The sequence below is a fragment of the Acetobacter pasteurianus subsp. pasteurianus LMG 1262 = NBRC 106471 genome (genome assembly GCF_000285275.1).
GTDB lineage: Bacteria > Pseudomonadota > Alphaproteobacteria > Acetobacterales > Acetobacteraceae > Acetobacter > Acetobacter pasteurianus.
Map to the genome: position 1 here is coordinate 100,818 of NZ_CADO01000067.1, position 25,578 is coordinate 126,395.

A 25,578-nucleotide genomic window follows, 5' to 3' on the forward strand; every position below is an offset into this window, starting at 1 on the left:
AGGTTTCCCGTAGGAAGATAGAGGGCTTTTGGGGTAAGGAACAGAAACTGTTCAAAACCTTACTGGCTTAAGGCAGAAAACACATCGCCTTCTGTCGGAAGATTGCGAATATGTGTGCGATGCCACAGAGCATAAAACAAAAGTGCCCATGCGGCCGCACCCGTTCTGCGGTTATCTGCTGCGCGAAACAGGGCTTTTACACGGTCTGGCCGGGCAATTTCTGCAATACATTCCTGCCGCGCCACCAAGTCACCAAGATGAGCACCTTGCTGCCTGATCCATGTGCCAATCGGCACGGTAAAGCCTTGCTTGGGGGCAAAGGGGCGTGCGGCAGAATTGTGTTGCTGCAACCATTTGCGCAAAAGCCATTTTCCCTTGCCATCACGCAGGCGCATGGAATCGGGCAGGCGCCATGCTGTTTGGGCCACAACGGGGTCTAGCAACGGTGTGCGGCCTTCTAGCCCATGTGCCATCAGGCATCGATCCAGCTTGATAAGCAGATCATTTGGCAACCATTCCGCAATATCTACAGCTTGCAGGCGTGAAAGTGGCGTTGCGGCATCTGCAGCGGCCATTTCTGCAGCGGCTATGCCATCCCGCCAATGGGCTGGGTGCTGGCGCAGAATATTCATGTTGTCAAAAATACCGCGCCGCCACATGCGCCGCTTGCCTTTCCACCACGGGCGGCTGGCAGAGCGATAACGCCCATAGCCACAAAACAGTTCATCTCCCCCTTCGCCAGAGAGAATAACGGTTACATCCTGTGCTGCTTTTTGGGCCAAAAACCATGTGGGAATAATGGCGTAATCTGCAACCGGATCATCCATACAGGCCACAATGGCTGGCAGGTGCTGCCACACCATATCTGCGGTAATGCGCAAGGTTTCATGTTTGGCGCGGGCATGTTGGGCTAAGGCATTGGCAGCTTCTGCTTCATCTGCGGCACCGGGGGCATCAAAAATGGCGGTCCATGTGCGCAAGGGCGTGGTGCGGGGTAGGCGGCTCATGGCTGTTAGCAGGCAGGCACTATCTATGCCGCCAGAAAGAAACAGCCCAAAAGGCACATCAGAACGTTCATGCGCATGCACGCTGTCCATCAAGGCTGCATCAAGATAGTTCAGGGCCTCAGCTTCAGAAGTGAAAAAAGGAGCGTGGGACGGAATGGGGGATTGCCGTTGCCTGTCCAGAATACGCCCTTGGTTGATGCGCAGAGTTTCCCCCGGCATGATACGCTGAATACCGGGAAAAATTGTTTCCCACCCTGTGGTGAACTGCAGTTGCAGCAGTTCATCGCGCACAGCAGGCGCAATGGCGCGCGGGGCAAGCCCCGAGGCAATTAAAGGCGCGGGTTCGGAGGCAAAGGCAATGCCGCCTGAAAATTCGGTAAAATAAAGAGGTTTGATCCCAAACGGATCGCGCGAGAGCAGGAGTTCCTGCTGGGCTTTATCGTACAGGCCAATAGCATACATGCCGCGCAGCCCGCGGGTATAGGTGCAGCCGTTACGCTCCCACAAAAGCAGAGGAGATTCACAATCACTTCCGGTCTGGAAATGCTCTGGCCCGATCTGTCGGCGAATTTGCGGGTCGTTATAGATTTCACCATTGGCAACAAGCGTGCCATCGCCACTGGTTAAGGGTTGGTCTCCACCTTCCAGATCAATAATGGCAAGGCGTGTATGCACCATATCGGCACGGCCCAACCGGGCAATATGCACACCATTGGGGCCACGATGGCCCAAGGCCTGCGCCATACGTTCCAGAACCGATTCGGAACATGGCTGCGTGCCGGGCGTATAAATCAGCCCCCCAATGCCACACATTTACCCGGCCTCCACCGTGGACAAGAATTTATGCCACGCATCCAGAACGGGGGTGACAGCATAGGTTGTTTCATAATCCCTGCGGCCTGCCTGCGCCATACGGGCAGCCAGTTCTGGTGTTTCCAGTGCAGTGCAGATCTGCGCAGCCAGAGCATTTGCATCTTCTACCGGAGCCAGCAGGCCGTTTTCACCATTACGGATGAGTTCACTGGGGCCTTGAGAAGCAGCGGCAATAACCGGTTTGCAGGCCGAAAACCCTTCAATCACAACATTGCCCAATGGTTCGTGCCGGGAAGGGCAGATCATGGCGGAGCAGGCGCGTAGCAAGCCTCCGGGCTGATTGGCCCATCCGGGCATGAATACACGTTCGGCCACACCTTCCTGCTGGGCAAGTGCTTCCAGTGCTGCGCGTTCTGGCCCTTCTCCGGCAATAACAAGCGGGATGTGTGGCACATGCTTCATGGCACGGATAAGAACATCAAAAGCCTTGTTCTTATGCAGCCGCCCCAATGCCAGCAGAAAAGGGGCGCCGTGCGGCAAAAAATCTGGCCATACGGGTGGTGTGGCCGCCAGATCCGTGGCGAAGTTGGGGAGGTAATGCACGGCATCGGCTGGCCAGCCTTGATCGCGCATCCAGCGCACCAAGCCATGCGTATTGCCAATAAGATGAGAGCAGCGGCGATAATAGGAAAGATCATAAAATCCCCCCAGCCGCCCAGCCAGCACCCAGTTACCTTGGGGAGCAAAACGTGCGGCACGGTTCATCCATGCAACGGCAACGCGGGGAGAGAATTCTTTAAGAGCAGAACGAAGGCCCATGCGGGTGCGTATATCCAGCATGTTGCCAAAAGGCAGTTCAACGGGCGCAAGGTTGCCTGCACGTAAACGTTGGGCACGCTTCGGGTTAGTGCGGATAACAGGCAGAACGGAAAGTCCTGCCGCAGCTTGTGCAATACACAGGCGTTCAAAAAACAGCTCAGCCCCACCTGTGGGGGCTCCGGCCATAATGTGCGCAACTTTCAAAGGCTGTGTGTTCTGCCCGTTGGTGGTGTCATCCATCATATGCCGGTTTCCTTGAGAAGGGAGAGCGCTGCTGTGGCAACATCCGCAACATCCAGCCCAACTATGGGGGCTTCGCCCTCTGGGCCGGGGGCTGCAATCCATCGTGCGTTTTTGCCAGAAGGCGCGTATTCCGATGCACGAGATGGCCCAAAAAGCCCCAAAGTGGGTGTGCCTGCGGCTGCGGCCAGATGCATCAGACCCGAATCATTGCCAATATATAGGCGGCAACGGGCCAGCATGGCGGCTACTTCCGTAAGGGAAAAATGGCCTCCGGCATCTATGGCGTTGGGCAGGGCTTCCAGAACAGGGCGGGCGAGTGCGGCTTCCTGCTCTCCCGGACCATAGAAAATGGCAGGTCGAATCTGGGGGTATGCCGCACACAGGCGTTGCCATAGGGGCCGGTAACGCTCTGTTGGCCAGATTTTGCCTGTCCAGTTTGCTGTGGGGCCTAGGGCGATGATGGGTGAGGTATTAGGAATAATCTGCTGTGCTTTTGCACGATCAGCCGGGCTGACCCAAACAGTCGGGAGTGGAGGCGGAGAAAGGTTCAGAACATTTCCCAAATGCGTAATGCGCGCGCCAGCCCGCCGCCCGCCGCGCATAATAAACCGGCGGCCCGAACGTAGAAGAAATGTAACGGCTGAGCCGCGCAGGTCTACCGTGATGTCCCATTTGAAAGGCACGCAGGCTTTCCACAGATCAAGCCAGTGCAGATCATAGGGGCGCTTTTCCATTACAATGGTGCGTTCGAGTCCGGGAAAGGCGCTAAACAGCCCGGCGGCAACAGGCCCACATGCAATGGTAAACCGCGCATCTGGCCAGCGTTGGTGCAGATATGCCAGCAGGCCCGTAGAAAGCACGGCATCGCCCAGACGTGTGGCCGTGATGAAAAGAATGCGCATTATCGCGCCTATACTGTCTTACGGTTTTTTTTCCAACCCAGTGCGCGCAGGTGTGGACATTTGCGCTGCCTGTGCAAGAAGCGTTTGCTGATGGTAAAGTTATAAACTGGGCAGAAGAAATATCTCTGCTCTGAATCGGGGATACAGGAATGATTAGGAAAGGTTTTTATCTTATCGCCGGGCTTACAGCCGCCCAGTTGTGCAGCGGTGTTGCCATGCCTGCGCAGGCCGCAGACAAGATGTGGACAGCCAGCGCCTGCGGTGCAGAACCTGTAGCACCTTCTGTGGAAGTGTCTTCCGTTGATAAATATAACGCCAGTGTTGATAAGGTAAGTGCTTACGAAAAAGCAGCACGCACCTATAACAGCTGTGTGGCCAAGGCTGCTGTTAAAGAAGAAACGGCTATCAGCAACGAAGCGCGTGAAAAAATTGCCCATATCCATGAAGGCAGCAGCACCGTGCAAAAGCGTATTGCCGGTAATTTCACCAAATTGACCACGGCCCTTAAGGCCGGAGGGGCAAAATTACAGAAGGCAGAGCACTAAAATTTTCGGCAGGGCGGCTGTTTTCTGGTACAGCAGTAAAAGAGCCGCCATCAGGCTGATTGCCTGCATGACTTGTATGATACCCCCGGCTGAGGCAGATAGACGGTAACACAAAGCCGTCAGGCAGAACGCCAGCAGACAGGAACAGGCCAGACCGTGGCAGAGGATCTTTTCAAGGAAGTTGATGAGGAAATGCAGGCCGAGCGCCTGCGTATGGCAGCAAAGCGCTATGCCGGTGCGGGTATTGGGCTGATTGTGGCCGTGCTTGCGGGCATTGGTGCGTGGTCTTGGCATGTTTCCAGCCAGAAATCTCAGGCATTGGAAGCTACGGGAACGTATCTTACGGCCTTGCGGCAGACAGATCATCTGCCCTCAACTCCTTCATCAGGCACGGTAGATCTCACCACTACCGCGCAGGCGGGTTTGGCCTCATTACAGAAATTGGCATCTTCCGATGCAAAAGGCGTGGCTGTTCTGGCCCGTTTGCAGGAAGGTGGCGTGCAGGCGGCGCGGGGTGATGTAAAAGGTGCACTGGCTGCATGGGATGCCGTGCAGAAAGACCCCAACGCAGATTCTGCTCTGCGTGATCTGGCAACCTTGCTGTGGTGCCAAAAACAGTTGGATACCGGAGAGCCCGCTACACTGCGCTCCCGCCTTGCGCTGCTTACTGGCAAAGGCAAGCCGTGGAATGGTCTGGCCATGGAAGCCTTGGCTGTTCTGGATGTGCGCGAAGGGCATGTGGCAGAGGCCCGGCAGAAATTTGCAGCGCTACAGGCTGCGCAGGATGTTCCTCAGGGCGTACGCAACCGGGCGCAGGATATGATGCAGGCCCTTGATCCGACAGCAGGCTAATAGAATGAGCAGCAACAAGAAATCCAGCGCAACCAGACGTTCCGGACTTTCACGCCGAGCCCTGCTAGGAGGCGCCGCATTGGCCCCTGCGCTGGCCGGGTGCACCATGTTTGAGAGTGACAGAAAGCCCATTCTGGCCGGGCACCGCACGGATATTCTGTCTTCCGGCTCCGGGTTGATGGTTGACCCAGACGATCATACGCCCATTACAATCCCTCCTACTATTAGCGTTTCGGAATGGCCTATTTGTGGGCGTGTTTCGGCCCATACCGGCAGCAATTATGCTTGGGGCGGGCTGCATAAAAGATGGAGCAAGGATATCGGGGCCGGTATCTCCCAGCCAGATTTCATGGCATGGGCTGCACTGGGCACTTTGGGCCGCGGGCTTATTCCTGCACCACCTGTTGTGCAGGATGGCCGCCTGTTTATTATGGATGCCCAAGGCGTTGTGCGTGCTTTTTCCTGGCCCGGCATGCGCCATATCTGGACATATAATCCACGCCCCAGAAAATCTTACTCTGCCAATATGGGCGGCGGTTTGGCTGTAGATGGCGGTGTTGTCTACATTGTAGACGGCATTTCCCAGACCATGGCGGTGGATGCCGCAACCGGTAAGGTAAAGTGGAAAACCACCAATGGCGCACCGGGGCGTTCTGCTCCAACGGTTGCTGGCGGGCGTGTTTTCTTTGGCACAATTGATGAGCGGTTTTTCGCGCTGGATTCCGCCACCGGCCGCCAGTTGTGGACGTATACGGCCACATCTGTTGAAACCACCGTGTTTGGCCAGCCTGCCCCTGCTGTAGATAACGGCATTGTGGTGGCCGGGTTTGGTGGGGGCGATCTTGTTGCTTTCCGAGTGGAAAGTGGTGAGGTTGTCTGGAGTGACATGATGGGCAACGTCAACAGTCAGGCCAGCACGCTGGATCTGTCCTGTGTGCGTGGGTTGCCTGTTATTGTTGATAGCATTGTGTATGCCGTAAGCATGGCGCAGGTGTTGGCTGCCATTGATATCCGCACAGGCCGCCGTGTGTGGGAACGCTCGGTTGCCAGCCAAAACAGCCTGCTATGCGTGGGGGATTGGCTTTTTGTGGTCTCGCTAGACCAGCAGATTGCATGTATTGACCGCCTTTCCGGCCATGTGCGCTGGATTACACAGCTCCGCCGCTTCCGGCGGGTGGATGTGCACAAAGATATCGTAACCTGGTTTGGCCCCATGCTGGTGGGCAGCGAACTGGTTTGTCTGAGTTCTCTGCCAGAAAATGGTATGGTGCGGATTAACCCGACAACAGGTGCAATTATATCAGTAGACAGCATGGATGCCGTTTCTTTCGTGCCGCCAATTATCGTAGATAACCAGATGCTGATCGTGACAAACGACGGGAACCTTTGCTCTTATGGCTGATCGCCGCAAATCCATGCGCCCACCTCCGCCGCTTCCTACGGGGGATATGCCTGTTGTTGTTATTGCAGGTCGGCCAAATGTTGGTAAATCCACGCTGTTTAACCGCCTTGTTGGGCGTAGGCAGGCACTTGTGGCAGATACGCCTGGTGTAACCCGAGACCGCAAGGAAGGTGTGGCCCTTATTCGTGGGCGGTACGTGCGGTTGATTGATACAGCAGGGTTGGAAGAAGCAGCACCCGAAAGCCTGTTCGGGCGGATGCGCTTTTCTTCTGAAAGTGCCGTGCGTGAAGCAGACCTGGTGCTGTTTTGCGTAGATGCGCGTGCTGGTATTACGCCAGCAGATGAGCATTTTGCACAGTGGATCCGGCGTCAGAACCGCCCTGTGTTGTTGATTGCCAATAAATCCGAAGGGCGCCTTGGCGCAGCTTCCGCAATGGAAGCCTATGCTCTGGGTTTGGGTGAACCTTTGGCACTTTCTGCCGAACACGGTGAAGGTGTGACGGATCTGATGTGGGAAATTGCCGATAGGCTGCCCGCAGAGCCGGAACATGAGGCAGAACCTGAAATTGAAGCAGCAGATGATTTTGCTGTGGAAGAAGGGGAAGAACCTCCGCGCCCAACAGGCCCATTGCGTGTGGCTATTGTGGGCCGCCCCAATGCTGGCAAATCTACGCTCATGAATGCCCTTTTGGGTGAAGAGCGTATGATTACCGGCCCAGAAGCAGGGCTTACGCGTGATTCCATTGCTGTTACGTTGAAAGATGGCGATGATACGTTTGAAATTGTAGATACGGCTGGTTTGCGCAAAAAAGCGCGCATCGATGAATCTCTGGAAAAAATGTCCGTTTCGGCTGCTATTGAAGCACTGAAAATGGCAGAGGTGGCCGTGCTGGTGCTGGATGCTACATTGGGCGTGCATGAGCAGGATTTGCAGATTGCCCGTTTGATTGAGCGTGAAGGCCGTGCCTGCGTATTAGCCCTGAACAAATGGGATGCCGTGCAGGATCGGACAGCCACGCGCAATGCGATTTTGGACCGTTTGAGCATTTCTCTGGCCCAGATGCGTGGCGTACCAGTTGTTACTTTTTCCGCACTTACCGGCGCTTCCATTCACAAGCTGCTGCCAGCAGTGCGTGATGCATGGACAGTCTGGAACGCACGTGTGCCCACAGGTGCCCTCAACCGTTGGTTTGAGGAAATGCTGGAACGCCATCAGCCGCCATTGGTACAGGGGCGCAGGCTGAAACTGCGGTATATCACGCAGGTTAAATCTCGCCCGCCAACGTTTGTTATTTTCGGCACACGGGCTGAGCAACTGCCGGATGATTACAAGCGCTACCTTGTAAACGGCCTGCGTGAAACGTTTGATCTGCCGGGTGTGCCTATTCGCTTGCAAACGCGCGGCACCAAAAACCCTTACGCAGATTCCTGATCTGGTAAGTGCGGTTTCGTCTTCCTACCAGAGCAAGAGCACTATTGCCAGTGATGACAGGGGTGCTCTGGCGGTAAAGGAGATGAGCATAGGTTTTTTGTGTGGGCACTGCATCAGGTAGTGCCCATATTGTTTTGCCTATGGCGTATAAATTGGCGTGCGCGGTTACGGCCCATACATTGGCTGTGCAAGGTGGGTGGCAGAAACAGGCCTGCGTGCGTTCTGGATTTCCAGAAAAAGCAGGCATGTAACGCCTTGCAGACAGAAGGACGTTTTGCTCCATGACACAGCTCCCCACTTCTCAGTCTGCACCCGTGGTGGATGGGCTTCATGGAGCGGCCCGCAATATGGCCATGCTGGCTGTGGCGCTTTCTGTTTTTCTGGCATTGTTGGATTACGCCATTGCAAACGTTGCGCTGCCCGATATTGCGCGGGATTTAAACGCTTCCTCATCTTCGTCCATCTGGGTTGTAAATGCCTATCAGATGGCCAGTCTGGTTTCTCTGCTACCGCTGGCAGCGTTGGGTAGCCGGGTGGGGTTTGCCCGGCTTTGTCAGGTTGGGATCATCATTTTCATGGTGTCATCCCTGTTCTGCGCCACGGCCACCAGCTTGCCTATTTTGGCGGGTGCGCGTGTGTTGCAGGGTATTGGCGGCGCCTGCATTATGAGTGTGAATATTGCACTGGTGCGGTTTATTTACCCTCATGCAGAAATTGGGCGCGGTATTGCTCTCAATGGCGTTGTGGTGGCGCTTGGGGTGGCCTTGGGGCCAACGGCTGCTGCGGCTATTCTCACCATAGGGTCTTGGCCGTGGCTGTTCTGGATTAACCTGCCATTTGGGGCTTTGGCTTTGGGCATGGCCTTTTATGCGCTGCCTAAAGTGCCGCGCACTTCTGGCTCGTTGGATATTACAGGCAGTATATTGTGCATGCTGGCTTTTGGGGCCTCCGTAATGGGGGGAGATGGGCTGGCACATTCCCAAAATACAGCCATTTCTTGTGCATTACTGTTGGCAGGGCTTGCCGCCGGAGTGTTGTTGGTGCGGCGTGAGGCAGAAGCTCCTCAGCCCATTTTGCCTGTTGATCTGCTGAAAAATCCAGAATTCGCAGTGGCCTTTATCACCGGGTTCTGTGGCTTTGTGGCCTCTAATTTTTACATCGTTTCCATGCCGTTTACGTTGCATAACACTCTTGGCCTTAGTTCGGCCGCCACGGGTTTGCTTATTACGCCGTGGCCGTTGGGCATTATGTGTGCGGCGCCATTGATCCGGCGCGTGGCAGATAAGGTTTCTGCGGGAGTGTTGTCTTCCATTGGCTTGAGCACAACGGCACTGGGTTTCTTTTTGCTGTGGCTTCTGCCTGCTCATCCTTCTGTGTGGGATATTGCATGGCGTACAGGTGTAGCGGGTTGGGGGTTTGGTTTTTTTCAGCCCCCTAATAATCGGGCCATGATGGTGGCTGCGCCTCATACACGGGCTGGTGGTGCCAGTGGCATGGTGCAGGTTGCACGCCAAGCTGGGCAGACTTTGGGGGCTATGGGGGTTGCGGCCTTTTTTACGTGGTTTGCGCAAGGGGCCACACAAAAGTGCTTGCTTATGGCCGGATGCGTGGCGCTGTTTGCTGCCACGCTAAGTGCAAGCCGTTTGTTTCTGAATACAAAAAAAGCAGCCTGAGGCTGCTTTTTTATTGGTCGCATTATGTGCGGTTGTTCAGACTTCCGCTTCAAGGAAGATGCGGCTGACATCCCCCATCCACGCGCCATAATAACGTTCCAGCCAACGTTCAGCCTGTGTGGGTGCGCCCGCCACCAAAGAGGTGAGGGGGGCAAGATAAACCCATTCTGTCTGACCGCTTTCATCCGTCATGTCCCGGCCCTGTAGGCCGTCCATGGCAATGGCAATCATCTGTGCGGCCAGATCGCGCACTGTACCTTCACCCCAAGGCGTATCCAGCCCCATAAGTGGCACAATCTCGCGCAGCTTTACGTAGTCTTCCCATGGGTGGGATTTTACGAGCTCCCAAGCGGATTCCAGCGCAGCATCATCATACAAAACACCCGTCCACAAAGTGGAAAGAGCCAGCATCATTTCTGGTGAGCCTGCATCTGCACCGCGCATTTCCAAAAACTGCTTGAGCCGCACATCGGGGAAGGCTGTTGTAATGTGGTCTTCAAAATCCCCAATGGTGGGGGTTACATCTTCCAGCCCGTCCTGTCGTTCACCATTCATCCATGCGCGGAAGGAGCGGCCAGCCACGTTGCGCATTTTGCCATCACGCATAATGAAATACATGGGCACATCCAGCACCCATTCCACATAGCGTTCAAAGCTGAAGTCATCTTCAAACACGCATGCTGGCATGCCGGAGCGTGCGTTATCCGTATCTGTCCAGACCTGTGCGCGGTTGGAGAGGATGTTGTTGGGCTTGCCTTCCACAAAAGGAGAATTGGCAAACAGGGCTGTGGCTACAGGTTGCAGCGCCATGGAAACACGCATTTTGCGCACCATGTCCTGCTCAGACCCAAAATCCAGATTAACCTGCACGGTGCAGGTACGCTGCATCATGTCCAAGCCCATTGAGCCAACTTTGGGCATGTATTCGCGCATAATGGCGTAGCGGGATTTGGGCATCCACGGCAGTTCTGCCCGTGTGGCCGTGGGGTGAAAGCCCAAAGGTGCAAAGCCCAGCCCCAGTTCACGCGCAATGGGGCGCACGGCATCAAAATGGGCTGTCAGTTCTTCTGCTGTTTCATGCAGGGTGCGCAAGGGCGCGCCAGAAAGCTCAAACTGCCCGGCAGGCTCAAGGGAGATAGCAGCACCAGCGGCATCTCCCCGACCTTTCAGGCCGATGATGTTGTTATTGTCGAGCACAGATGTCCAATCATCCGGCTCAAACTTCTGCAGGCCCTTAAGCAGGGCTTCAATGCCATTGGGGGCATAAGGTGGGGCAGAATAGGCTTTCTGCCCTTCCTTTACGGCTTCTGGGCGCAGAAAGCCGAATTTTTCGTGTTCCGTGCCAATCCGCCATGCGTCACGCGGCTTGCATCCCTGCGCAAGCACTTCGGCCAGCTGTGCAACGGTGCGGGCAGGGGTTTCATCTGATGCGCCGGGGTTGGACATGGGGTATCACAGATCCTTGAAAAACAGAGAAATCGCACTCTGCGCCAGCAAAGCGAAGATATGAAGCGTTATTGTGACAAAACAGCAGCCGAACGCAAGCCGCAGCCTATAAGTGCCAGCCCGGCAGCCACGGCCGTATCAGCCCGCAACACCAATGGGCCTAGGGATATTGGCGTGATGCAAGAATATTTTAGCATCATCTGGCATTCCCTATCACTTAGGCCCCCTTCAGGGCCAACCAAAAAACCATCCCCGGCATGTGCATCGGGCAGCAGGGAGGGGGTATGAATAGCCCGGTCTTCTCCGCGTTCTATGGCGGCAAACAGCCGGTGCTCCTGTGGCCAGCTTGCCAGAAAATCTGTGAACGATTGCGGAGACTCTATTTGCGGCACATCAAAGCGCTCACATTGTTCTGTGGCTTCGGTGGCAATGGCATGCAGGCGGTCGGGGTTGATGCGGTGTGTATTGGTGCGTTCGGTAATAAGCGGCATAAAGTGCGTGACACCCAGCTCCGTGCCCATACGTAAGACCAGATCAGTGGCATCGCGCTTGAGCAAGGCAAAAGCCAGAACCAAGGCAGGCTGTTGCGTTGGTGCGCGGAGTTGGCGTTCCAGCTCAAAAAAGCCTTTGTCCTTCCGGATTTCCGTAATGCGTGCCAGCCATTCTCCACTGTTTGCGTTGAAGATACGCACGTGGTCTCCAGCTTTTTTGCGTAGCACAGTGCCTAGATAGCGGGCCTGATCTGGCGCAATTTGCAGCGTGAGGCCCGTGTGGGCATCCCCCAGTATTTCTGGGGCATTATAAAGGCGCGGAAGGTGCGCGGAGGCATCTGTTACAACCATGGTTACCGGGTCTGTCTGAGCTGAAAGGTGTAAGTGGTTTCCGCTTTGTGGCATAGAACACCAGCCCTTAACACCATATGCCTTTCTGAACAGGATACGTGAGCCGCCGTGTCAGTTTCTTCCAGCCATACAGATATCCGTATTACAGGGTGGATCGCCCATCTACCGCCAGCATTGCAGGCCTATGCTTTGCTTGCGCGGTTGGATAGGCCCATAGGCACGTGGCTTTTATGGCTGCCGGGCATGTGGGGTATTTTGCTGCCTCAGGGCGTTGCTACTTCCGAACGTATTCGGCTGATTGTGCTGTTTGGTATTGGCAGCCTTGTGATGCGGGCCGCAGGCTGCGTTGTAAACGATATGTGGGACAGGGATATAGACCGGCAGGTGGCGCGCACGGCTGGGCGGCCATTGGCATCTGGCGCGTTGAGCATGAAGCAGGCCACACTATTTTTGGTGCTGCTTTTGCTGGCAGGCTTGGCTGTGCTGGTGCAGTTGAACAGCCTTTCATGGATTTTGGGTGTGTCATCCCTGCTGCTGGTGGCGCTTTACCCATTGGCCAAGCGGTTTACGTGGTGGCCTCAGCTTGTCATGGGGTTTACCTTCGGCTTTGGCGCACCCATGGGATATGCGGCAGCGGCCGGGCATTTGTCTTGGGCGCAAGCCGCTTTGTATGCAGCAACCATTGTGTGGCAACTGGGTTTTGATACCATTTACGGCTTTCAAGATATGGAAGATGATGCCCGCATTGGTGTGAAATCCACATCTCGCCTTATGGTCGGCCGGGCGCGTGGGTTTATTGGCACCTGTTACGGGCTGATGCTTGTTTTGCTGGCTGTGGCCGCTGTTTTGGCGGGGTCTGGCCCACTTTTTTGGGTGGCTTTGGTGTTGCCTGCCATATTGTTGTGGCAACAGGCCCGTAAGGTAGCCCCCACAAGCCCCGCTTTGTGTCTGGCCCAGTTTAGGGCTAATCGAGAAATTGGCTTGGCCGTAGCGTTGGCGCTGGTTGCCGGGTTGATAGCTGTATAAGCCTGCATGCTTCAGATGAAAGAAACCACGTTCATGAAATCCATTTTCCGGGCTGTTCTGCCAGCGGCTATGGGGTTGGTTCTGGCTGGCAGCCAGGCTTATGCACAGGACGATACCGGTGAAACGGCTATTCCCGTAGCATCTTCTTCCGCTCCGGCTGCTGTGGCGCTTTCTGCATCCGATAAAGCATGGCTGAAGCGGATTGAGCAGGCGCTTAACCAGTCCAAAACCTTTCAGGCACGCATTCAGCAGCTTGATGCAGAAGGAAAACGCACAACCGGCACCGTGTGGATGAAGCGCCCCGGCCAGATGCGCTTGGCGTATGATCCGCCTTCACCGCTGCTGCTGGTAGCCAACGGGGGCAAGGTTGTGTTCCGAGATAACCAGTTGGACCAAACCACGGTTATTCCCATTGAGCGTACACCTCTGGGCCTTCTGCTGCGCCCTCATGTCAGCCTGACAGATGATGTCACGGTAACGGGCTTTCAGCATGATAACGGGCTGGTGCAGGTTACGCTTGTGCGCACATCCTCCCCCGGTGATGGCAGCCTGACACTGGTTTTTTATGAAACGCCAGTTGCTCTGCGGTCATGGAGTGTGCTGGACGCGCAGGGGCGCGAAACCCGCGTAACCTTGTTTGATGTGCATGCGGGCGCAGACATTCCGGCAAGCACTTTCGTCCTGCCTGCCGAGGACAACTAAACTGTGTTGAAAGCAGCTTTTTCCGTGCTTCTTCTGGAAAAAGCTGCCGTGCAGGCCGATATATTCATACAGATTGAGACAGATTGAAGTGAGGCACGCAGGCTATGGCCGCAGAGCGTGAACCCCCGATAATGGGTGATGATCTTTTTGGGCTTTCCCCCGAGCAATCGCAGGGAAGAAATGCGGACGCACGCAAAAAGCCAGCGCCCATGCAGCCATTGGCGGATCGTCTGCGCCCACAGCGTTTGGAAGATGTTGTTGGGCAGGCGCATTTGCTGGGGCCAGAAGGTGCGCTTACGCGTATGCTGGAACGTGGCTCTCTCGCCAGTCTGATTCTGTGGGGCGGCCCGGGTGTTGGTAAAACCACTATTGCCCGCCTTCTGGCACAGGCTGCTGGGCTGAAGTTTGTGCAACTTTCAGCTGTGTTTTCTGGCGTGGCGGATCTGAAAAAAGCATTCGAGAATGCACGCAGGCAGGCAGAAGTGGGTGGCGGCACGCTGCTGTTTGTAGATGAAATCCATCGCTTTAACCGTGCGCAGCAGGATGGATTTTTGCCGGTTGTAGAAGATGGCACCGTTGTACTGGTTGGTGCCACAACAGAGAATCCATCCTTCGCGCTCAATTCGGCTTTGCTGTCACGCTGTCAGGTCATGGTGCTCAACCGGCTGGATGATCCAGCTTGTGAAGCTCTGTTGGTGCGGGCGGAGGAAGAAACAGGCAGGCCCTTGCCGCTTACGGAAGATGGGCGTGTCACCCTCCGCGCCATGGCAGATGGTGATGGCCGCTATCTGCTCAACATGGTGGAGCAGCTTTTAAGCCTGAAAACAGAAAAGCCGCTGGATGCGCAGGCACTTTCCCGCCTGTTGGCAAAACGCGCCATTTTGTATGATCGGGATAGGGAAGAGCATTACAACCTGATTTCCGCTCTGCATAAATCCATGCGCGGGTCAGACCCGGATGCGGCTCTCTATTGGTTTGCCCGTATGCTGGAAGGCGGAGAAGACCCGCGTTATCTAGCCCGCCGCATGACACGCTTTGCCGCAGAAGACGTAGGCATGGCAGACCCGCATGCCCTGCCATTGGCCGTGGCCGCGTGGGAAACGTATGAGCGTTTGGGTTCGCCGGAGGGTGAACTGGCCTTGGCGCAGCTTGTGGTGCATCTGGCCACAGCACCCAAATCCAACGCGGTTTATAAAGCCTATGGCGCTGCCCGCCGTGCCGCCAAGGCCACAGGCAGCCTAATGCCGCCTGCACATATTCTAAACGCGCCCACCAAACTGATGCAGGATATTGGTTACGGTAAGGGTTACCAGTATGACCATGATGCGGAAGAAGGCTTTTCTGGCCAGAACTATTTTCCTGACGGCATGAAGCGGCAGAACTTCTATAATCCAACGGGCAGAGGCTATGAACGGGAGGTTCGTCACAGGCTAGAAACATGGTCCCGCTTGCGGGATCGGCGTTAGTCGTGAATATCGGCGCATGAGTGTTGTCAATCGTACCGTAAGCGAAGACGAAGCTGGTATTCGTCTGGATCGCTATTTTCGCCGCCATTACCCGCATCTTACGCAGGGGGCGCTTCAAAAACTGTGCCGCACGGGCCAGATTCGTGTTGAGGGCAAAAGGGTAGAAGCCTCCACCCGGCTGGAGCCGGGGCAAACGGTGCGCGTGCCGCCCATACCCATGGCTGCCAAACCCGCGCGCGATGTGCCGCGCCCGCTGGATGAAAAATTGGCGCGCGAAATCCGCAAGATGGTGGTGTATCAGGACAAGCACGTGATTGTCCTTAACAAGCCCGCAGGGCTTGCCGTGCAGGGTGGCCCCGGTATTACCAAGCATGTTGACATGATGCTGGATGGCTTGCGGGAAGAAGATGATCCGCGCCCACGGCTGGTGCACCGGATTGATAAAGATACCTCCGGCCTTCTGCTGCTGGCGCGCACCCCCGGTGTGGCCGCCAAGCTGGCAGCATCTTTCCGTGGTCGGGATGTGAAAAAAATCTATTGGGCTGTCGTGGTCGGGCGGCCTGATCCGCTTTCGGGCGAGATAGATCAGCCGTTGGCCCGTTTGGGTGCTGGCCCCGGTTCCATTACCGTGGCGGCGGACCGTAAGGATGCCGATGCGCAATCTGCACGGTCTGTTTACGAAGTGCTGGATTCGGCTGCGCGCAAGTTTTCTTGGCTGGAGCTTTCACCACTTACTGGACGCACGCATCAGCTCCGTGTGCATTGCGAATCTTTAGGCACACCTATTTTGGGTGATCCCAAATACGGTGGAGCGGCAGCCCATCCTTCTGGCTTTACAGACAGGTTGCATCTGCATGCCCGTATGCTGGATATGCCGCATCCGGCTGGTGGGCGCTTAACTGTAAGTGCCGAATTGCCGCCTCATATGCGTGAAACCTTCCGAACTCTTGGGTTTGTGCCGGGCACCACACCGCCACCTTCACGCCGTGCTGGCCAAGGATAAGGACGGTTTTAAGTTGAAACAGGAGAAACGCACATGCGTCTGAAATGGAAAATCGGCCTGCTGGCGGGGGCCGCTGTTCTGGCGCTGGGCGGTGGCACAATTATATCTGCCACGCAGGATGCAGACTGGCTGAAAACACGGTTGGCCGATGCCGTGGAAAGCAGCACAGGCCGCCACCTGAGCATTGGCCAGTTGCATGTGTGGATTCTGCCTTTTCCGTGGGTGGAAGCAAAGGACGTAAAACTTTCCAGCGTGGCGGAAGATGGCGTGAACATGCTGGATATCGGGCAGGTGCGTGCCCGGCTGGCATTGTTGCCACTGTTTTCTCATCGCATTGCGTTTGAAGATGTCAGCCTCATCAGCCCACAGGTGCAGTTGCGCCGTTTGGCAGATGGGCGGGCAGACTGGCATTTCACACCGCAGGAACGCCAGAGTAGCATCGGGGGCTCTTCGTCTGCCAGTTCCGGCAAGATGCACTGGAATCTGACGGTTTCAGATCTTTCGCTCACACAGGCGCAAGTTGCTTGGGATGATGCGGTGCACCATCGTTCTGGTGCATTTCAGGTTGCTGAAGGCAAGGTAAAAGGGCTTTCGGGTAACGCGCCTGATTTTGACGTAAAGCTGCGTAAAGGGGCTGGGCAGTTAGCACTTACAGGGCAAACAGGGCCTTTGTTGCCAATGTCTGCCCAGTTGCCAATGCAGCTGAGAATTTCCCTTACCGTTAATGGACATCCTGCCGGGTTGGCCCATATAGATGGGTCCATTACGGATCCGCAGGGCCAAAAAGTCTATGCGTTGCAGATTGGTGGTTCTGTTGCGCAACTGCGTGATTTGAATGTCTTTTTCCCACATGCAAATCTGCCAGAAGGCCGGAATGTTTCTGTAGATATGGCTGTTGGCGGGCAGGGTGCGCAGCCTGCGCCACAAAGCCTGCACGTGCGTGCTGAAAATGTGGATGTAGGCGCATGGTTGCCACAGGCCGCATTAACACGGGTGGTTATAGATACGGCTGCCCCTACAGACCCGGTAACGGCACAAATTGACGGCCAGGTTGGTGCGCAGGTGTTGAGCTTGCGTGGCACAGTAGGGACAATGCAGCAGTTGGCTGCGTCCGAACACGTTGCGCAGCAGATTGTGCCGGTGGATTTAACGCTTACACAGGGTGAATCCAGCATACACGGCACAGGTACCTTAAGTGCAGGCGCTTCTGCGCTGGATGTGCACGGCCAGCTTGCGCATGTGGTGCCGGGTGGGGATCTGCCAGCTGCCAATGATCTTAAAGTGGATGGGCACATAGATGTTGCTGATACGGCATCTGTTGTGCGGCACCATGCCGTGCCGGATGTGCTGCGTGGCGCACGAGGTGCCATGGATGTGCAAGCGCAGAGCGTAAACTGGCAGGGTGTCACATGGGCGCATGTCAGCACGCATGCCACGTTGCAAAACAGCAGGCTGACACTTGAGCCTGTGCAGGCTGAAGGCAATGGTTTCCAGCAAGTTGGCCGCTTGGTGTATGACGTGGCGGGTGCTTTGCCTCAGATTGAATTGGCGGCGCATCCTGTGTTTTTGCCCCTGCCTGTTGTTGAGCGCTGGCTTGGCCTTTCTTCTTCACTCTCCGGCACAGTGCAGCTTGTAGGCGCAGTTTCCACGCAGGGGGAAACGTCGGAAGATCGGCGTAATAATCTGGACGGGCATCTTGGGGTTTCAGTTGTGGACGGCAGCATAAGTGGTGCTGCTATTCGCACGCTTCTGGGCCCGCAGGTGCCGGTTAAAGGCAAGATGCCCGTAAGGTGCTTTGGCAGCCATATGCAGTTTGCGCAGGGTAACGCCAATATTGATATGTTGGGGCTGGAAACGCCGTTTCTGGTTCTGCATGGTCATGGCACGATGGGGCTGGGCTCTCAGGCGCTGGATATGCACCTTTCTCCACGCGTGTTGCTGGGTGGAGCTTCGGCTTCTTCCGATGTTGCGGTTACAGGCACATTGTCAGACCCCAAACCACGTATGGATCCGGCTTATGAAGGCCGATACGGCATAAGCATTGGCGGAAATGATGGAGAGGGAGATAACTGCCCCTCCATGCTTTCTGCCGCGCGTGAGGGTGTGGCGGGGCCAGATGCGCCGCAGAAAAAAGCGGGCAAGGAAGGAAAGGTCATGAACATGTTGCGTGGCTTGGGGCTGTTCCAATGAAAATGGCATCTACCGAACATAATGTTTCTGGCAATGCGCCTGCTGGCCGCAAACGGTTCTGGAAGCAGGCAGATGTTGTGCCGGAAGGGCAGGGGTTTGTCGTGCAGCTTGATGGGCGCAGTATCCGTCTGCCCCGCAAGACCCCATTATGCGTGACGTCTCGTGCATTGGCAGATGCGCTGGCGGCAGAATGGCAGGCCGCCGGGCAAAATGCCGATGGCCGTTTTTCACCGGCTGATCTGCCCCTTACAGGCATTGCCGGTTCCATGATTGAGCGTATTCCTGCGGAGCGGGAAGGGGTTTTGCGTAGTCTTCTGGCTTATGCGGGCAGCGATCTGCTGTGTTACCGGGAGCCGGGGGAAGGCAAGCTGGCGCAGGCCCAACGTAAGGAATGGGACCCGTGGCTGGAGTGGCTGCGCAAGCAATACGGGGCTATCCTGCACACATCATGTAGTGTCATGCCGATTGTGCAGCCCGAAGAGTCTTTACAGAAGCTCTATGATGCCATGGAAAAGCTGAACCCGGCTGAATTGGCTGTGCTTGCTGTTTCCGTGCCAGCATTGGGAAGCCTTGTGCTGGGTTTGGCGCTGGTAAATGGTGCTGGTTCTGTAGATGATCTGGTGGCCAGCGCAACGCTGGATGAACGTATGCAGATGGCTGTGTGGGGTGAAGATACGGAAATAACGGACCGTATTGCCGGTATACAGCGGGAAGTGGCCGATGCGGCCCGTTTTCTGGAATTGGCGCGCAAGCCTGCAGCTTGATGTCAACCCGCATACCCAAGGATTTATATGCGGCGTCACTCTTGGCAAGTTTGAAATCTTCCCCAAGTATGAAGCAGTTCAAGCTTTAAGGAGCATAGACATTATGAAAATCAAAAAGACCCTTCTGGCAGCAATTGTGGCTGCAGGTGTTTCTGTTGCAGGCGTAAGCGCACATGCAGAACCCGGTAATGGATTTAATGGAAACGGCTTTGGCCCCGGCATTCCGGGCGCAGGGCTGAATGCTCTGGACGGCATTGATCTTACCAAAAAGCAGCGCAAGCAGATTCAGACCATTCTGCAGGAAGCACACCGTCAGGATCAGGCGCAGGATCTCCGCGGTGATTTCGACAAAATCCACCGCCAGATTGAAGATGCGCTGACATCTCCGGGCCCGGTGGACAAAGACAAGGTTGCAACGCTGCAGCAGGAAATGGCTACGCTGCGCGCCCAGCGTGAATCTCAGCATCTGGAAACGGCTTCCCGCATCCATGATGTGCTGACGGCTGATCAGTTGGCCCAGATTCATGCACGTCAGGTCAAGATTCATGATCTGCTGGACCAGCTTCATGCTGTTGAACATCCTGCTCCGGCAGCCGATGCAGATAAATCTGGCAAGTAAACCGCCAGAAGGTTCTTGACTCTCGCAGGGGTATCCCGTAACCCCTGCAACAAATCAGGCCCGCCACTCCGCGAGTGTTCGCGCAGTGGCGCGTCTTGTTATGGGGTGTGATACTTTTGTTCGAAGCTCTTTCAGGCAAGCTTTCCGGCGTTTTTGATGGCCTCGCTAAACAGGGAGCGCTGTCTGAAGCCGATGTTCTGGAGGCAATGCGGGAAGTCCGTCTGGCCATGCTGGATGCGGACGTTGCACTGCCTGTTGTTAAAGACTTCGTTAATAAAGTTAAGGAACGTGCCGTTGGGCATGAAGTGCTGGAAAGCATTTCTCCCGGTCAGGCTGTCGCTAAAATCGTCAATGATGCTCTTATTGATGCTCTTGGCGGTGCCGGTGCTGTTCCCCTTAATCTAAATTCCACCCCACCTGTTCCCGTTCTGATGGTTGGCTTGCAGGGGTCTGGTAAAACCACCACCTCTGGTAAGCTGGCCCTGCGTCTTAAAACGCGTGAACGTAAAAAGGTTCTGCTCGCTTCTCTGGATACACAGCGCCCTGCAGCACAGTTGCAGCTTGCGCAGTTGGCAGAGCAGGTTGGTGTTACTTCCCTGCCGATCGTGGCCGGGCAGACGCCAGTAGAAATTGCCAAGCGCGCCCTCGATACAGGGCGGCGCGAAGGTTACGATGTCGTTATCCTCGATACCGCCGGTCGTCTTTCCATAGACGAAGCGTTGATGGACGAGGTGCGGCAGATTCGTGATGTCACACACCCGGCAGAAACCCTGCTGGTTGTAGATGCCATGACCGGGCAGGATGCCGTAAATACTGCCAAGGCCTTTAATGAGGCTGTGGGGGTAACCGGCGTTGTGATGACCCGGATGGACGGTGATTCCCGCGGTGGTGCAGCGCTTTCCATGCGCGCCATTACCGGTGCCCCCATCAAGCTGATTGGTACGGGTGAAAAGCTGGATGGGCTGGATGAATTTTATCCAGAACGTGTAGCAGGCCGTATTCTTGGCTTGGGTGATATTGCCGGGCTTGTTGAAAAAGCCGCCGATACGCTTGATCAGGAAGAAGGTGAACGCCTCGCCCAGAAGATGATGGCGGGCAAGTTCGATCTGGATGACTACGCATCCCAGATCCGCCAGATCAACAAGCTAGGGTCTATTTCCGGTATTCTGGGCATGCTCCCGGGTATGGGTAAAGTTAAGGAAGCTTTGGGGGACAAGGATCTTGATACCTCGATCCTGAAAAAGCACCTTGCCATTATTTCTTCCATGACCAAGGCAGAGCGTAAAAACCCTGCCATTATCAAGGCATCGCGCAAAAAGCGTATTGCTGCCGGGTCTGGATCTACAGTTCAGGATGTTAACAAGCTGCTCAAGCAGTTTGATATGATGTCCTCCATGATGAAGCGCTTCAACAAACTGGGCTTGAAAGGTCTCATGCGCCAGGGAATGTCCGCGCTCATGCCGAAAGGAATGGGAGGGGGAGGGCCGCCGGGTGGACCTGGTGGCAATCCTTTCCGCTAAGGCGGTCTATTTCTCGAAGCAGTTTTTCGGGTTTTTTATTTTTGGGTCTGGAGTAACTCCGAATGAGTCTTAAAATTCGTCTTGCCCGCGCAGGTGCCAAGAAGCGTCCGTACTACCACATCGTTGTGGCAGATAGCCGCAGCCCGCGTGATGGCCGTTTCATTGAAAAGGTTGGCGCTTACAACCCAATGCTGCCTTCTGATCACGCTGAACGCGTGCGTCTGACAGAAGAACGCATCAAGCATTGGCTGTCTGAAGGCGCTCAGCCGACAGATCGCGTGGCACGCTTCCTTGGTAACGCAGGTCTGGCACCTAAGCCCGCTTATCGTGAACAGCCTAAAAAGTCTGCTCCGAAGAAGAAGGCACAGGCACGCGCTGCTGAAGCCGCTAAAGCTGCCGAAGCCGCTGCTGCCTAAAGCCTGAAACCATCATGTGCTCAAACCTCATTCTGATGGGCGTTGTTGGTAAACCGCATGGTGTGCGCGGCCTTGTGCGTGTGCGCGCTTATGCGGAAAACCCGCAAACGCTGGAGCAGTGTGGGGCATTGCAAGATGATCAGGGCCGTAAATGGTTCCTCAGTTGGCGTGGGGCGGATAGCGTGGCCGAATTGCGGGATGCCAATGGCGCACCGCTGGCCGATCGTGATGCCGCGCAGGCGTTGGTGAACACCCGCCTGTATGTGCCGCGCGCCGCTTTGCCGGAACCTGAGGAAGAAGAATTCTACCATGCTGATCTGATTGGCATGGAAGCGTTTGAAAACGGTCTTTCTCTTGGTCGTGTTGTGATGGTGCATGATTATGGAGCTGGCGCCAGTCTGGAACTAAGTGATGGTTCTCTTGTTCCGTTTACGCAGGTCTGTGTGCCTGGGGTTCATCTGAAACAACGGACAATCACAGTGGTGCGCCCCGAAGAAGTTTCGGGCGAAGAAGGACGCGGCGTTGGTAAACGGCAGAAAACAGAGGTGCAGCCATGAACTGGCAGGCCACTGTGCTCACGCTGTTTCCTGAAATGTTTCCGGGCCCACTGGGGCTTTCCCTTGCAGGGCGAGCGCTGGAAAAAGGCTTGTGGACATGTCGGACGGAAGATCTGCGGCAGCATGGTCTGGGCCGGCATCGTGCAGTGGATGATACACCGTTTGGTGGTGGTGCAGGTATGGTTATCCGCCCGGATGTGGTGGATGCCGCTTTTGCTGCCTCTCAGGCACCAGCAGATGTGCCGCGTGTGTATCTTACACCTCGTGGGCGGCCGTTAACGCAGCAGGATGTGCAGCGTTATGCGGCTGGTTCTGGGGTGTTGTTGCTGTGTGGTCGGTTTGAAGGTGTGGACGAACGTGTGCTGCAAGCGCATGACGTTGAGCAGGTATCCATCGGAGATTACATTCTCTCGGGTGGGGAAACTGCCGCACTGGTGTTGCTGGATGCGTGTGTGCGCCTGCTACCCGGCGTGATGGGATGTGAGGAAAGTGGCGTAGAGGAAAGTTTTTCCGAAGGGCTGCTTGAATATCCGCACTATACCCGTCCTGCCGAGTGGGAAGGGCGCGCTGTGCCGGAAATCCTGCTTTCGGGCAATCATGCCGCCATCGCGGCCTGGAGGCAGAAGCAGGCAGAAGAAATAACGCGGGAAAGAAGGCCGGATCTGTGGTCTGCCTGGCTGGCTCGCAAGGAAAGAAACATGGCTGAAGCTGTGGGCGGGGCCGCACAGACAGACCATTTTGGGGTTTGAGGAAGGATACCGACATGAACATCATTCAGCAGTATGAAGCTGCAGAAATTAAGCGTCTGACAGCAGAGCGCGCTGTTCCGGAATTCGAAGCCGGTGATACGGTGCGCGTTTCCGTTAAGGTGCAGGAAGGTGAACGTACCCGTCTGCAGGCTTTTGAAGGCGTTGTGATTGCCCGCTCCAACAAGGGCCTGAACAGCAACTTCACCGTGCGCAAAATTTCCAATGGTGAAGGTGTGGAACGTGTGTTCCCGCTGTACGCACCTACGGTTGCAGAAATCAAGGTTGTGCGTCGTGGTAAAGTGCGTCGTGCAAAGCTGTACTACCTGCGTGGCCGTAGCGGTAAGTCTGCTCGTATTGCAGAACGCCCGCGTGAAGTGGTTGCTCCGGCAGCCAGCTAAAACCATATAACCGTTCACATCGGTCTGATATGGTTTTTAAAACCCGACTGGCCTATGTCAGTCGGGTCTTTTTGATATATAGGCATACCGCAACAGCATTGGCCCAATAGGTGAGCTAATGCACGTAGCGTAAGAAATATAAAGGAGGAGGGGCATGGGCCCGCGTACGTTGTTCGACAAGATCTGGGATGATCACGTCGTTGAAACTCTGCCGGACGGCACCTCTATTCTTTATATTGACCGGCACCTTGTGCACGAAGTCACCAGCCCGCAGGCTTTTGAAGGCTTGCGTCTGGCAGGGCGTAAACTGCGCCACCCGGAAAAGACTGTGGCTGTGGTTGACCACAACGTGCCAACGTCTGACCGTACTCAGCCGATTGAAGAAGCCGATAGCCGCAACCAGATTGAAACACTGGAACGCAACGTTAAGGAATTCGGGGTTCCGTATTTCCCGCTGCTTTCTGCCAATCAGGGTATTGTGCATGTTGTTGGGCCAGAGCAGGGGATCTCTCTACCTGGCATGACCATTGTGTGTGGTGATTCCCATACCTCTACGCATGGTGCACTGGGTTCGCTCGCTTTCGGTATCGGCACGTCGGAAGTTGAGCATGTGATGGCTACGCAGACTATTCTGCAGCGTCCGGCCAAAAACATGCGCGTTACGGTTGATGGCACGCTTGGTGCTGGCGTTTCGGCCAAAGATATCATGCTGGCTATTATCGGGCATATCGGCACGGCTGGTGGCACAGGGCACGTAATCGAATTTGCAGGTTCCGCCATTCGTGGGCTGGACATGGCTGGCCGTATGACGCTGTGCAACATGGCAATTGAAGCCGGTGCACGCGCAGGTATGGTTGCGCCAGATGAAACCACATTTGAATATGTGCGTGGCCGTCCGTTTGCCCCCAAGGGCGAAGAGTTCGATAAGGCCGTTGCCTATTGGAAAACGCTGGCTTCTGATGAAGGTGCGCATTTCGATAAGGAAGTGACGCTGCGGGCAGAAGATATCAGCCCCAGCCTGACATGGGGCACAAGCCCGGAAACAGTGCTGCCCATTACGGCCACCGTCCCTAACCCTGCTGATGAAGCCGACGAAGCCAAGCGCACCCAGATGCAGCGCATGCTGGACTACATGGGGCTGGAAGCCGGACAGAAAATTGCTGGCACACCGGTTGATGTTGTTTTCATTGGATCTTGCACCAACAGCCGTATTGAAGATTTGCGTGCCGCAGCGCAGGTAGCTGCTGGCCGCAAAGTGGCTGAAGGCGTGCGCGCCATGATTGTACCGGGTTCGGGCAACGTAAAGCGGCAGGCGGAAGAAGAAGGTCTGGACCAGATTTTTCTGGATGCAGGTTTTGAATGGCGTGAGGCCGGGTGCTCCATGTGCCTTGGTATGAACCCGGACCGGCTGACACCGGGTCAGCGTTGTGCTTCTACATCTAACCGTAATTTTGAAGGACGTCAGGGGCCGGGCGGCCGCACACATCTGCTGTCTCCTGCCATGGCTGCTGCGGCTGCGGTGACGGGGTGCCTGACTGATGTAAGGGAGCTGGCATAATGGAAAAGTTTACAACTCTGTCGGCCATTGCAGCAGCTCTGCCAGAAGCCAACATTGATACAGACAAAATCATTCCGGCCCGGTTTCTTAAAACCACGCAGCGCACAGGCTTGGGTAAAAATGCCTTTGATGCCATGCGCTATCTGCCAGATGGTAAAGAAAACCCGGATTTTGTGCTGAACAAGGAACCGTGGCGCAAAGCCGAAATCCTGATTACCTATGATAATCTGGGTTGTGGTTCATCGCGCGAGCATGCGCCTTGGGCACTGCTGGATTTTGGTATCCGGTGCGTGATTGCGCCTTCCTTTGCAGATATCTTCTTCAATAACTGCTTCAAGAACGGTATTTTGCCGATCCGCCTGCCGCGTGAAATCTGCGACCAGCTGATGGCAGATGCCAGTATGGGCAGCAATGCCCGCCTTACGGTTGATCTGCCGCGGCAGGTTATTGTGCGGCCAGATGGGCAGGAAGTGCCTTTTGAAATCGACCCGTTCCGCAAGCATCTGCTGCTGGAAGGGCTGGATGATATTGGCCAGACACTTCAGCACGAAACAAATATCGAAGGGTATGAAAACCGGGAAAACCGGGACAAACCCTGGATGCCTTCCATTCATATTGATTGATTATTCTGGAG

General features: G+C 55.5%; 25 protein-coding genes. 20 read left to right on the forward strand and 5 right to left on the reverse strand.

All coding sequences use genetic code 11. The features are described from left to right. Nucleotides 1-59: 59 nt before the first annotated feature. Genes asnB through APA10_RS10240 form a run of 3 tightly spaced genes read right to left on the reverse strand, consistent with a single transcriptional unit; the run spans nucleotide 60 to nucleotide 3,784 of the window. Nucleotides 60-1,820, reverse strand: coding sequence for an asparagine synthase (glutamine-hydrolyzing) (gene asnB, locus APA10_RS10230; RefSeq protein WP_003629603.1), 1,761 nt, complete (start codon nucleotides 1,818-1,820; stop codon nucleotides 60-62). After that, nucleotides 1,821-2,882: a glycosyltransferase gene (locus APA10_RS10235; protein ID WP_003629604.1), complete on the reverse strand. Its 1,062-nt coding sequence runs from the start codon at nucleotides 2,880-2,882 to the stop codon at nucleotides 1,821-1,823. After that, nucleotides 2,879-3,784 carry a glycosyltransferase family 9 protein gene (locus tag APA10_RS10240; RefSeq protein ID WP_003629605.1) on the reverse strand — a complete coding sequence of 302 codons (906 nt, stop codon included), beginning with the start codon at nucleotides 3,782-3,784 and terminating at the stop codon, nucleotides 2,879-2,881. The genes APA10_RS10235 and APA10_RS10240 overlap by 4 nt, the downstream gene beginning before the upstream one ends. A gap of 149 nt (nucleotides 3,785-3,933) precedes the next feature. Here APA10_RS10240 and APA10_RS10245 point away from each other — a divergent pair, with 149 nt between their 5' ends. From APA10_RS10245 to APA10_RS10265, 6 genes are all read left to right on the forward strand, one after another. Then, nucleotides 3,934-4,329 carry a hypothetical protein gene (locus APA10_RS10245; RefSeq protein ID WP_003629607.1) on the forward strand — a complete coding sequence of 132 codons (396 nt, stop codon included), beginning with the start codon at nucleotides 3,934-3,936 and terminating at the stop codon, nucleotides 4,327-4,329. A 156-nt stretch (nucleotides 4,330-4,485) separates the two neighbouring features. Continuing rightward, a complete protein-coding gene (locus tag APA10_RS10250) occupies nucleotides 4,486-5,181 on the forward strand; it encodes a tetratricopeptide repeat protein (RefSeq protein ID WP_003623976.1) in 696 nt (231 codons plus the stop codon). Between the two features lie 4 nt (nucleotides 5,182-5,185). Next, on the forward strand, nucleotides 5,186-6,583 hold the full coding sequence (locus APA10_RS10255; protein WP_020944167.1) for a PQQ-binding-like beta-propeller repeat protein: 1,398 nt from the start codon (nucleotides 5,186-5,188) through the stop codon (nucleotides 6,581-6,583). A 13-nt stretch (nucleotides 6,584-6,596) separates the two neighbouring features. Beyond that, nucleotides 6,597-8,015: a ribosome biogenesis GTPase Der gene (gene der / locus APA10_RS10260; protein ID WP_035362253.1), complete on the forward strand. Its 1,419-nt coding sequence runs from the start codon at nucleotides 6,597-6,599 to the stop codon at nucleotides 8,013-8,015. Between the two features lie 101 nt (nucleotides 8,016-8,116). Next, on the forward strand, nucleotides 8,117-8,266 hold the full coding sequence (locus APA10_RS15170) for a hypothetical protein (RefSeq protein WP_003629610.1): 150 nt from the start codon (nucleotides 8,117-8,119) through the stop codon (nucleotides 8,264-8,266). Between the two features lie 30 nt (nucleotides 8,267-8,296). Continuing rightward, complete coding sequence (locus tag APA10_RS10265) at nucleotides 8,297-9,688, forward strand: MFS transporter (protein WP_003629611.1); 1,392 nt, start codon at nucleotides 8,297-8,299, stop codon at nucleotides 9,686-9,688. 36 nt (nucleotides 9,689-9,724) lie between these two features. Here the strand turns inward: APA10_RS10265 and APA10_RS10270 are convergent, their stop codons facing one another. Further along, on the reverse strand, nucleotides 9,725-11,134 hold the full coding sequence (locus tag APA10_RS10270; protein WP_003629613.1) for a glutamate--cysteine ligase: 1,410 nt from the start codon (nucleotides 11,132-11,134) through the stop codon (nucleotides 9,725-9,727). A gap of 68 nt (nucleotides 11,135-11,202) precedes the next feature. Further along, a complete protein-coding gene (locus tag APA10_RS10275) occupies nucleotides 11,203-12,030 on the reverse strand; it encodes a 16S rRNA (uracil(1498)-N(3))-methyltransferase (protein ID WP_003629614.1) in 828 nt (275 codons plus the stop codon). A gap of 54 nt (nucleotides 12,031-12,084) precedes the next feature. On the opposite strand from APA10_RS10275, the gene ubiA reads away from it, so the two are divergent. The 14 genes from ubiA (at nucleotide 12,085) to leuD (ending at nucleotide 25,567) form a co-directional block, all read left to right on the forward strand. Then, on the forward strand, nucleotides 12,085-13,002 hold the full coding sequence (ubiA, locus tag APA10_RS10280; protein ID WP_003629616.1) for a 4-hydroxybenzoate octaprenyltransferase: 918 nt from the start codon (nucleotides 12,085-12,087) through the stop codon (nucleotides 13,000-13,002). Nucleotides 13,003-13,008: 6 nt separating this feature from the next. Beyond that, the gene (locus tag APA10_RS10285; protein WP_003629618.1) at nucleotides 13,009-13,704 is read left to right on the forward strand and encodes a LolA family protein; all 696 of its coding nucleotides are present in this window, start codon (nucleotides 13,009-13,011) and stop codon (nucleotides 13,702-13,704) included. Nucleotides 13,705-13,808: 104 nt separating this feature from the next. Then, on the forward strand, nucleotides 13,809-15,170 hold the full coding sequence (locus APA10_RS10290) for a replication-associated recombination protein A (protein WP_003629619.1): 1,362 nt from the start codon (nucleotides 13,809-13,811) through the stop codon (nucleotides 15,168-15,170). Between the two features lie 16 nt (nucleotides 15,171-15,186). Further along, nucleotides 15,187-16,173: an RluA family pseudouridine synthase gene (locus APA10_RS10295; RefSeq protein WP_003629620.1), complete on the forward strand. Its 987-nt coding sequence runs from the start codon at nucleotides 15,187-15,189 to the stop codon at nucleotides 16,171-16,173. Between the two features lie 33 nt (nucleotides 16,174-16,206). After that, a complete protein-coding gene (locus APA10_RS10300) occupies nucleotides 16,207-18,363 on the forward strand; it encodes an AsmA family protein (protein WP_003629621.1) in 2,157 nt (718 codons plus the stop codon). Continuing rightward, on the forward strand, nucleotides 18,360-19,127 hold the full coding sequence (locus APA10_RS10305; RefSeq protein ID WP_003629622.1) for an ATP12 family chaperone protein: 768 nt from the start codon (nucleotides 18,360-18,362) through the stop codon (nucleotides 19,125-19,127). Before APA10_RS10300 ends, APA10_RS10305 begins: the two co-directional genes overlap by 4 nt. Before the next feature lie 103 nt (nucleotides 19,128-19,230). Continuing rightward, the gene (locus APA10_RS10310) at nucleotides 19,231-19,746 is read left to right on the forward strand and encodes a Spy/CpxP family protein refolding chaperone (protein ID WP_003623960.1); all 516 of its coding nucleotides are present in this window, start codon (nucleotides 19,231-19,233) and stop codon (nucleotides 19,744-19,746) included. Between the two features lie 116 nt (nucleotides 19,747-19,862). Next, nucleotides 19,863-21,266: a signal recognition particle protein gene (gene ffh / locus APA10_RS10315; RefSeq protein ID WP_014456997.1), complete on the forward strand. Its 1,404-nt coding sequence runs from the start codon at nucleotides 19,863-19,865 to the stop codon at nucleotides 21,264-21,266. 62 nt (nucleotides 21,267-21,328) lie between these two features. Then, the gene (rpsP, locus tag APA10_RS10320; protein ID WP_003623956.1) at nucleotides 21,329-21,682 is read left to right on the forward strand and encodes a 30S ribosomal protein S16; all 354 of its coding nucleotides are present in this window, start codon (nucleotides 21,329-21,331) and stop codon (nucleotides 21,680-21,682) included. Between the two features lie 14 nt (nucleotides 21,683-21,696). Further along, a complete protein-coding gene (gene rimM / locus APA10_RS10325; protein WP_035365823.1) occupies nucleotides 21,697-22,239 on the forward strand; it encodes a ribosome maturation factor RimM in 543 nt (180 codons plus the stop codon). Continuing rightward, nucleotides 22,236-22,988: a tRNA (guanosine(37)-N1)-methyltransferase TrmD gene (gene trmD / locus APA10_RS10330; RefSeq protein WP_003629626.1), complete on the forward strand. Its 753-nt coding sequence runs from the start codon at nucleotides 22,236-22,238 to the stop codon at nucleotides 22,986-22,988. The genes rimM and trmD overlap by 4 nt, the downstream gene beginning before the upstream one ends. 14 nt (nucleotides 22,989-23,002) lie before the next feature. Beyond that, nucleotides 23,003-23,386: a 50S ribosomal protein L19 gene (gene rplS / locus APA10_RS10335; RefSeq protein ID WP_003623953.1), complete on the forward strand. Its 384-nt coding sequence runs from the start codon at nucleotides 23,003-23,005 to the stop codon at nucleotides 23,384-23,386. 154 nt (nucleotides 23,387-23,540) lie between these two features. Further along, nucleotides 23,541-24,944 carry a 3-isopropylmalate dehydratase large subunit gene (gene leuC, locus APA10_RS10340; protein ID WP_003629628.1) on the forward strand — a complete coding sequence of 468 codons (1,404 nt, stop codon included), beginning with the start codon at nucleotides 23,541-23,543 and terminating at the stop codon, nucleotides 24,942-24,944. Beyond that, entirely contained in the window at nucleotides 24,944-25,567 is a 624-nt protein-coding gene (gene leuD, locus APA10_RS10345; protein ID WP_003623951.1) for a 3-isopropylmalate dehydratase small subunit, read from the forward strand. The genes leuC and leuD overlap by 1 nt, the downstream gene beginning before the upstream one ends. The last annotated feature ends 11 nt before the right edge of the window (nucleotides 25,568-25,578 follow it).

Excerpts from the sequence above, each read along its gene's own strand:
- asnB (WP_003629603.1), bottom strand. The coding sequence starts at position 1,820 with ATGTGTGGCATTGGGGGGCTGATTTATACGCCCGGCACGCAGCCATGT.
- APA10_RS10235 (WP_003629604.1), bottom strand. The coding sequence starts at position 2,882 with ATGATGGATGACACCACCAACGGGCAGAACACACAGCCTTTGAAAGTT.
- APA10_RS10240 (WP_003629605.1), bottom strand. The coding sequence starts at position 3,784 with ATGCGCATTCTTTTCATCACGGCCACACGTCTGGGCGATGCCGTGCTT.
- APA10_RS10245 (WP_003629607.1), top strand. The coding sequence starts at position 3,934 with ATGATTAGGAAAGGTTTTTATCTTATCGCCGGGCTTACAGCCGCCCAG.
- APA10_RS10255 (WP_020944167.1), top strand. The coding sequence starts at position 5,186 with ATGAGCAGCAACAAGAAATCCAGCGCAACCAGACGTTCCGGACTTTCA.
- der (WP_035362253.1), top strand. The coding sequence starts at position 6,597 with ATGCGCCCACCTCCGCCGCTTCCTACGGGGGATATGCCTGTTGTTGTT.
- APA10_RS10265 (WP_003629611.1), top strand. The coding sequence starts at position 8,297 with ATGACACAGCTCCCCACTTCTCAGTCTGCACCCGTGGTGGATGGGCTT.
- APA10_RS10270 (WP_003629613.1), bottom strand. The coding sequence starts at position 11,134 with ATGTCCAACCCCGGCGCATCAGATGAAACCCCTGCCCGCACCGTTGCA.
- APA10_RS10275 (WP_003629614.1), bottom strand. The coding sequence starts at position 12,030 with ATGCCACAAAGCGGAAACCACTTACACCTTTCAGCTCAGACAGACCCG.
- APA10_RS10285 (WP_003629618.1), top strand. The coding sequence starts at position 13,009 with ATGCTTCAGATGAAAGAAACCACGTTCATGAAATCCATTTTCCGGGCT.
- APA10_RS10290 (WP_003629619.1), top strand. The coding sequence starts at position 13,809 with ATGGCCGCAGAGCGTGAACCCCCGATAATGGGTGATGATCTTTTTGGG.
- APA10_RS10295 (WP_003629620.1), top strand. The coding sequence starts at position 15,187 with ATGAGTGTTGTCAATCGTACCGTAAGCGAAGACGAAGCTGGTATTCGT.
- APA10_RS10300 (WP_003629621.1), top strand. The coding sequence starts at position 16,207 with ATGCGTCTGAAATGGAAAATCGGCCTGCTGGCGGGGGCCGCTGTTCTG.
- APA10_RS10305 (WP_003629622.1), top strand. The coding sequence starts at position 18,360 with ATGAAAATGGCATCTACCGAACATAATGTTTCTGGCAATGCGCCTGCT.
- APA10_RS10310 (WP_003623960.1), top strand. The coding sequence starts at position 19,231 with ATGAAAATCAAAAAGACCCTTCTGGCAGCAATTGTGGCTGCAGGTGTT.
- rpsP (WP_003623956.1), top strand. The coding sequence starts at position 21,329 with ATGAGTCTTAAAATTCGTCTTGCCCGCGCAGGTGCCAAGAAGCGTCCG.
- rimM (WP_035365823.1), top strand. The coding sequence starts at position 21,697 with ATGTGCTCAAACCTCATTCTGATGGGCGTTGTTGGTAAACCGCATGGT.
- trmD (WP_003629626.1), top strand. The coding sequence starts at position 22,236 with ATGAACTGGCAGGCCACTGTGCTCACGCTGTTTCCTGAAATGTTTCCG.
- rplS (WP_003623953.1), top strand. The coding sequence starts at position 23,003 with ATGAACATCATTCAGCAGTATGAAGCTGCAGAAATTAAGCGTCTGACA.
- leuC (WP_003629628.1), top strand. The coding sequence starts at position 23,541 with ATGGGCCCGCGTACGTTGTTCGACAAGATCTGGGATGATCACGTCGTT.
- leuD (WP_003623951.1), top strand. The coding sequence starts at position 24,944 with ATGGAAAAGTTTACAACTCTGTCGGCCATTGCAGCAGCTCTGCCAGAA.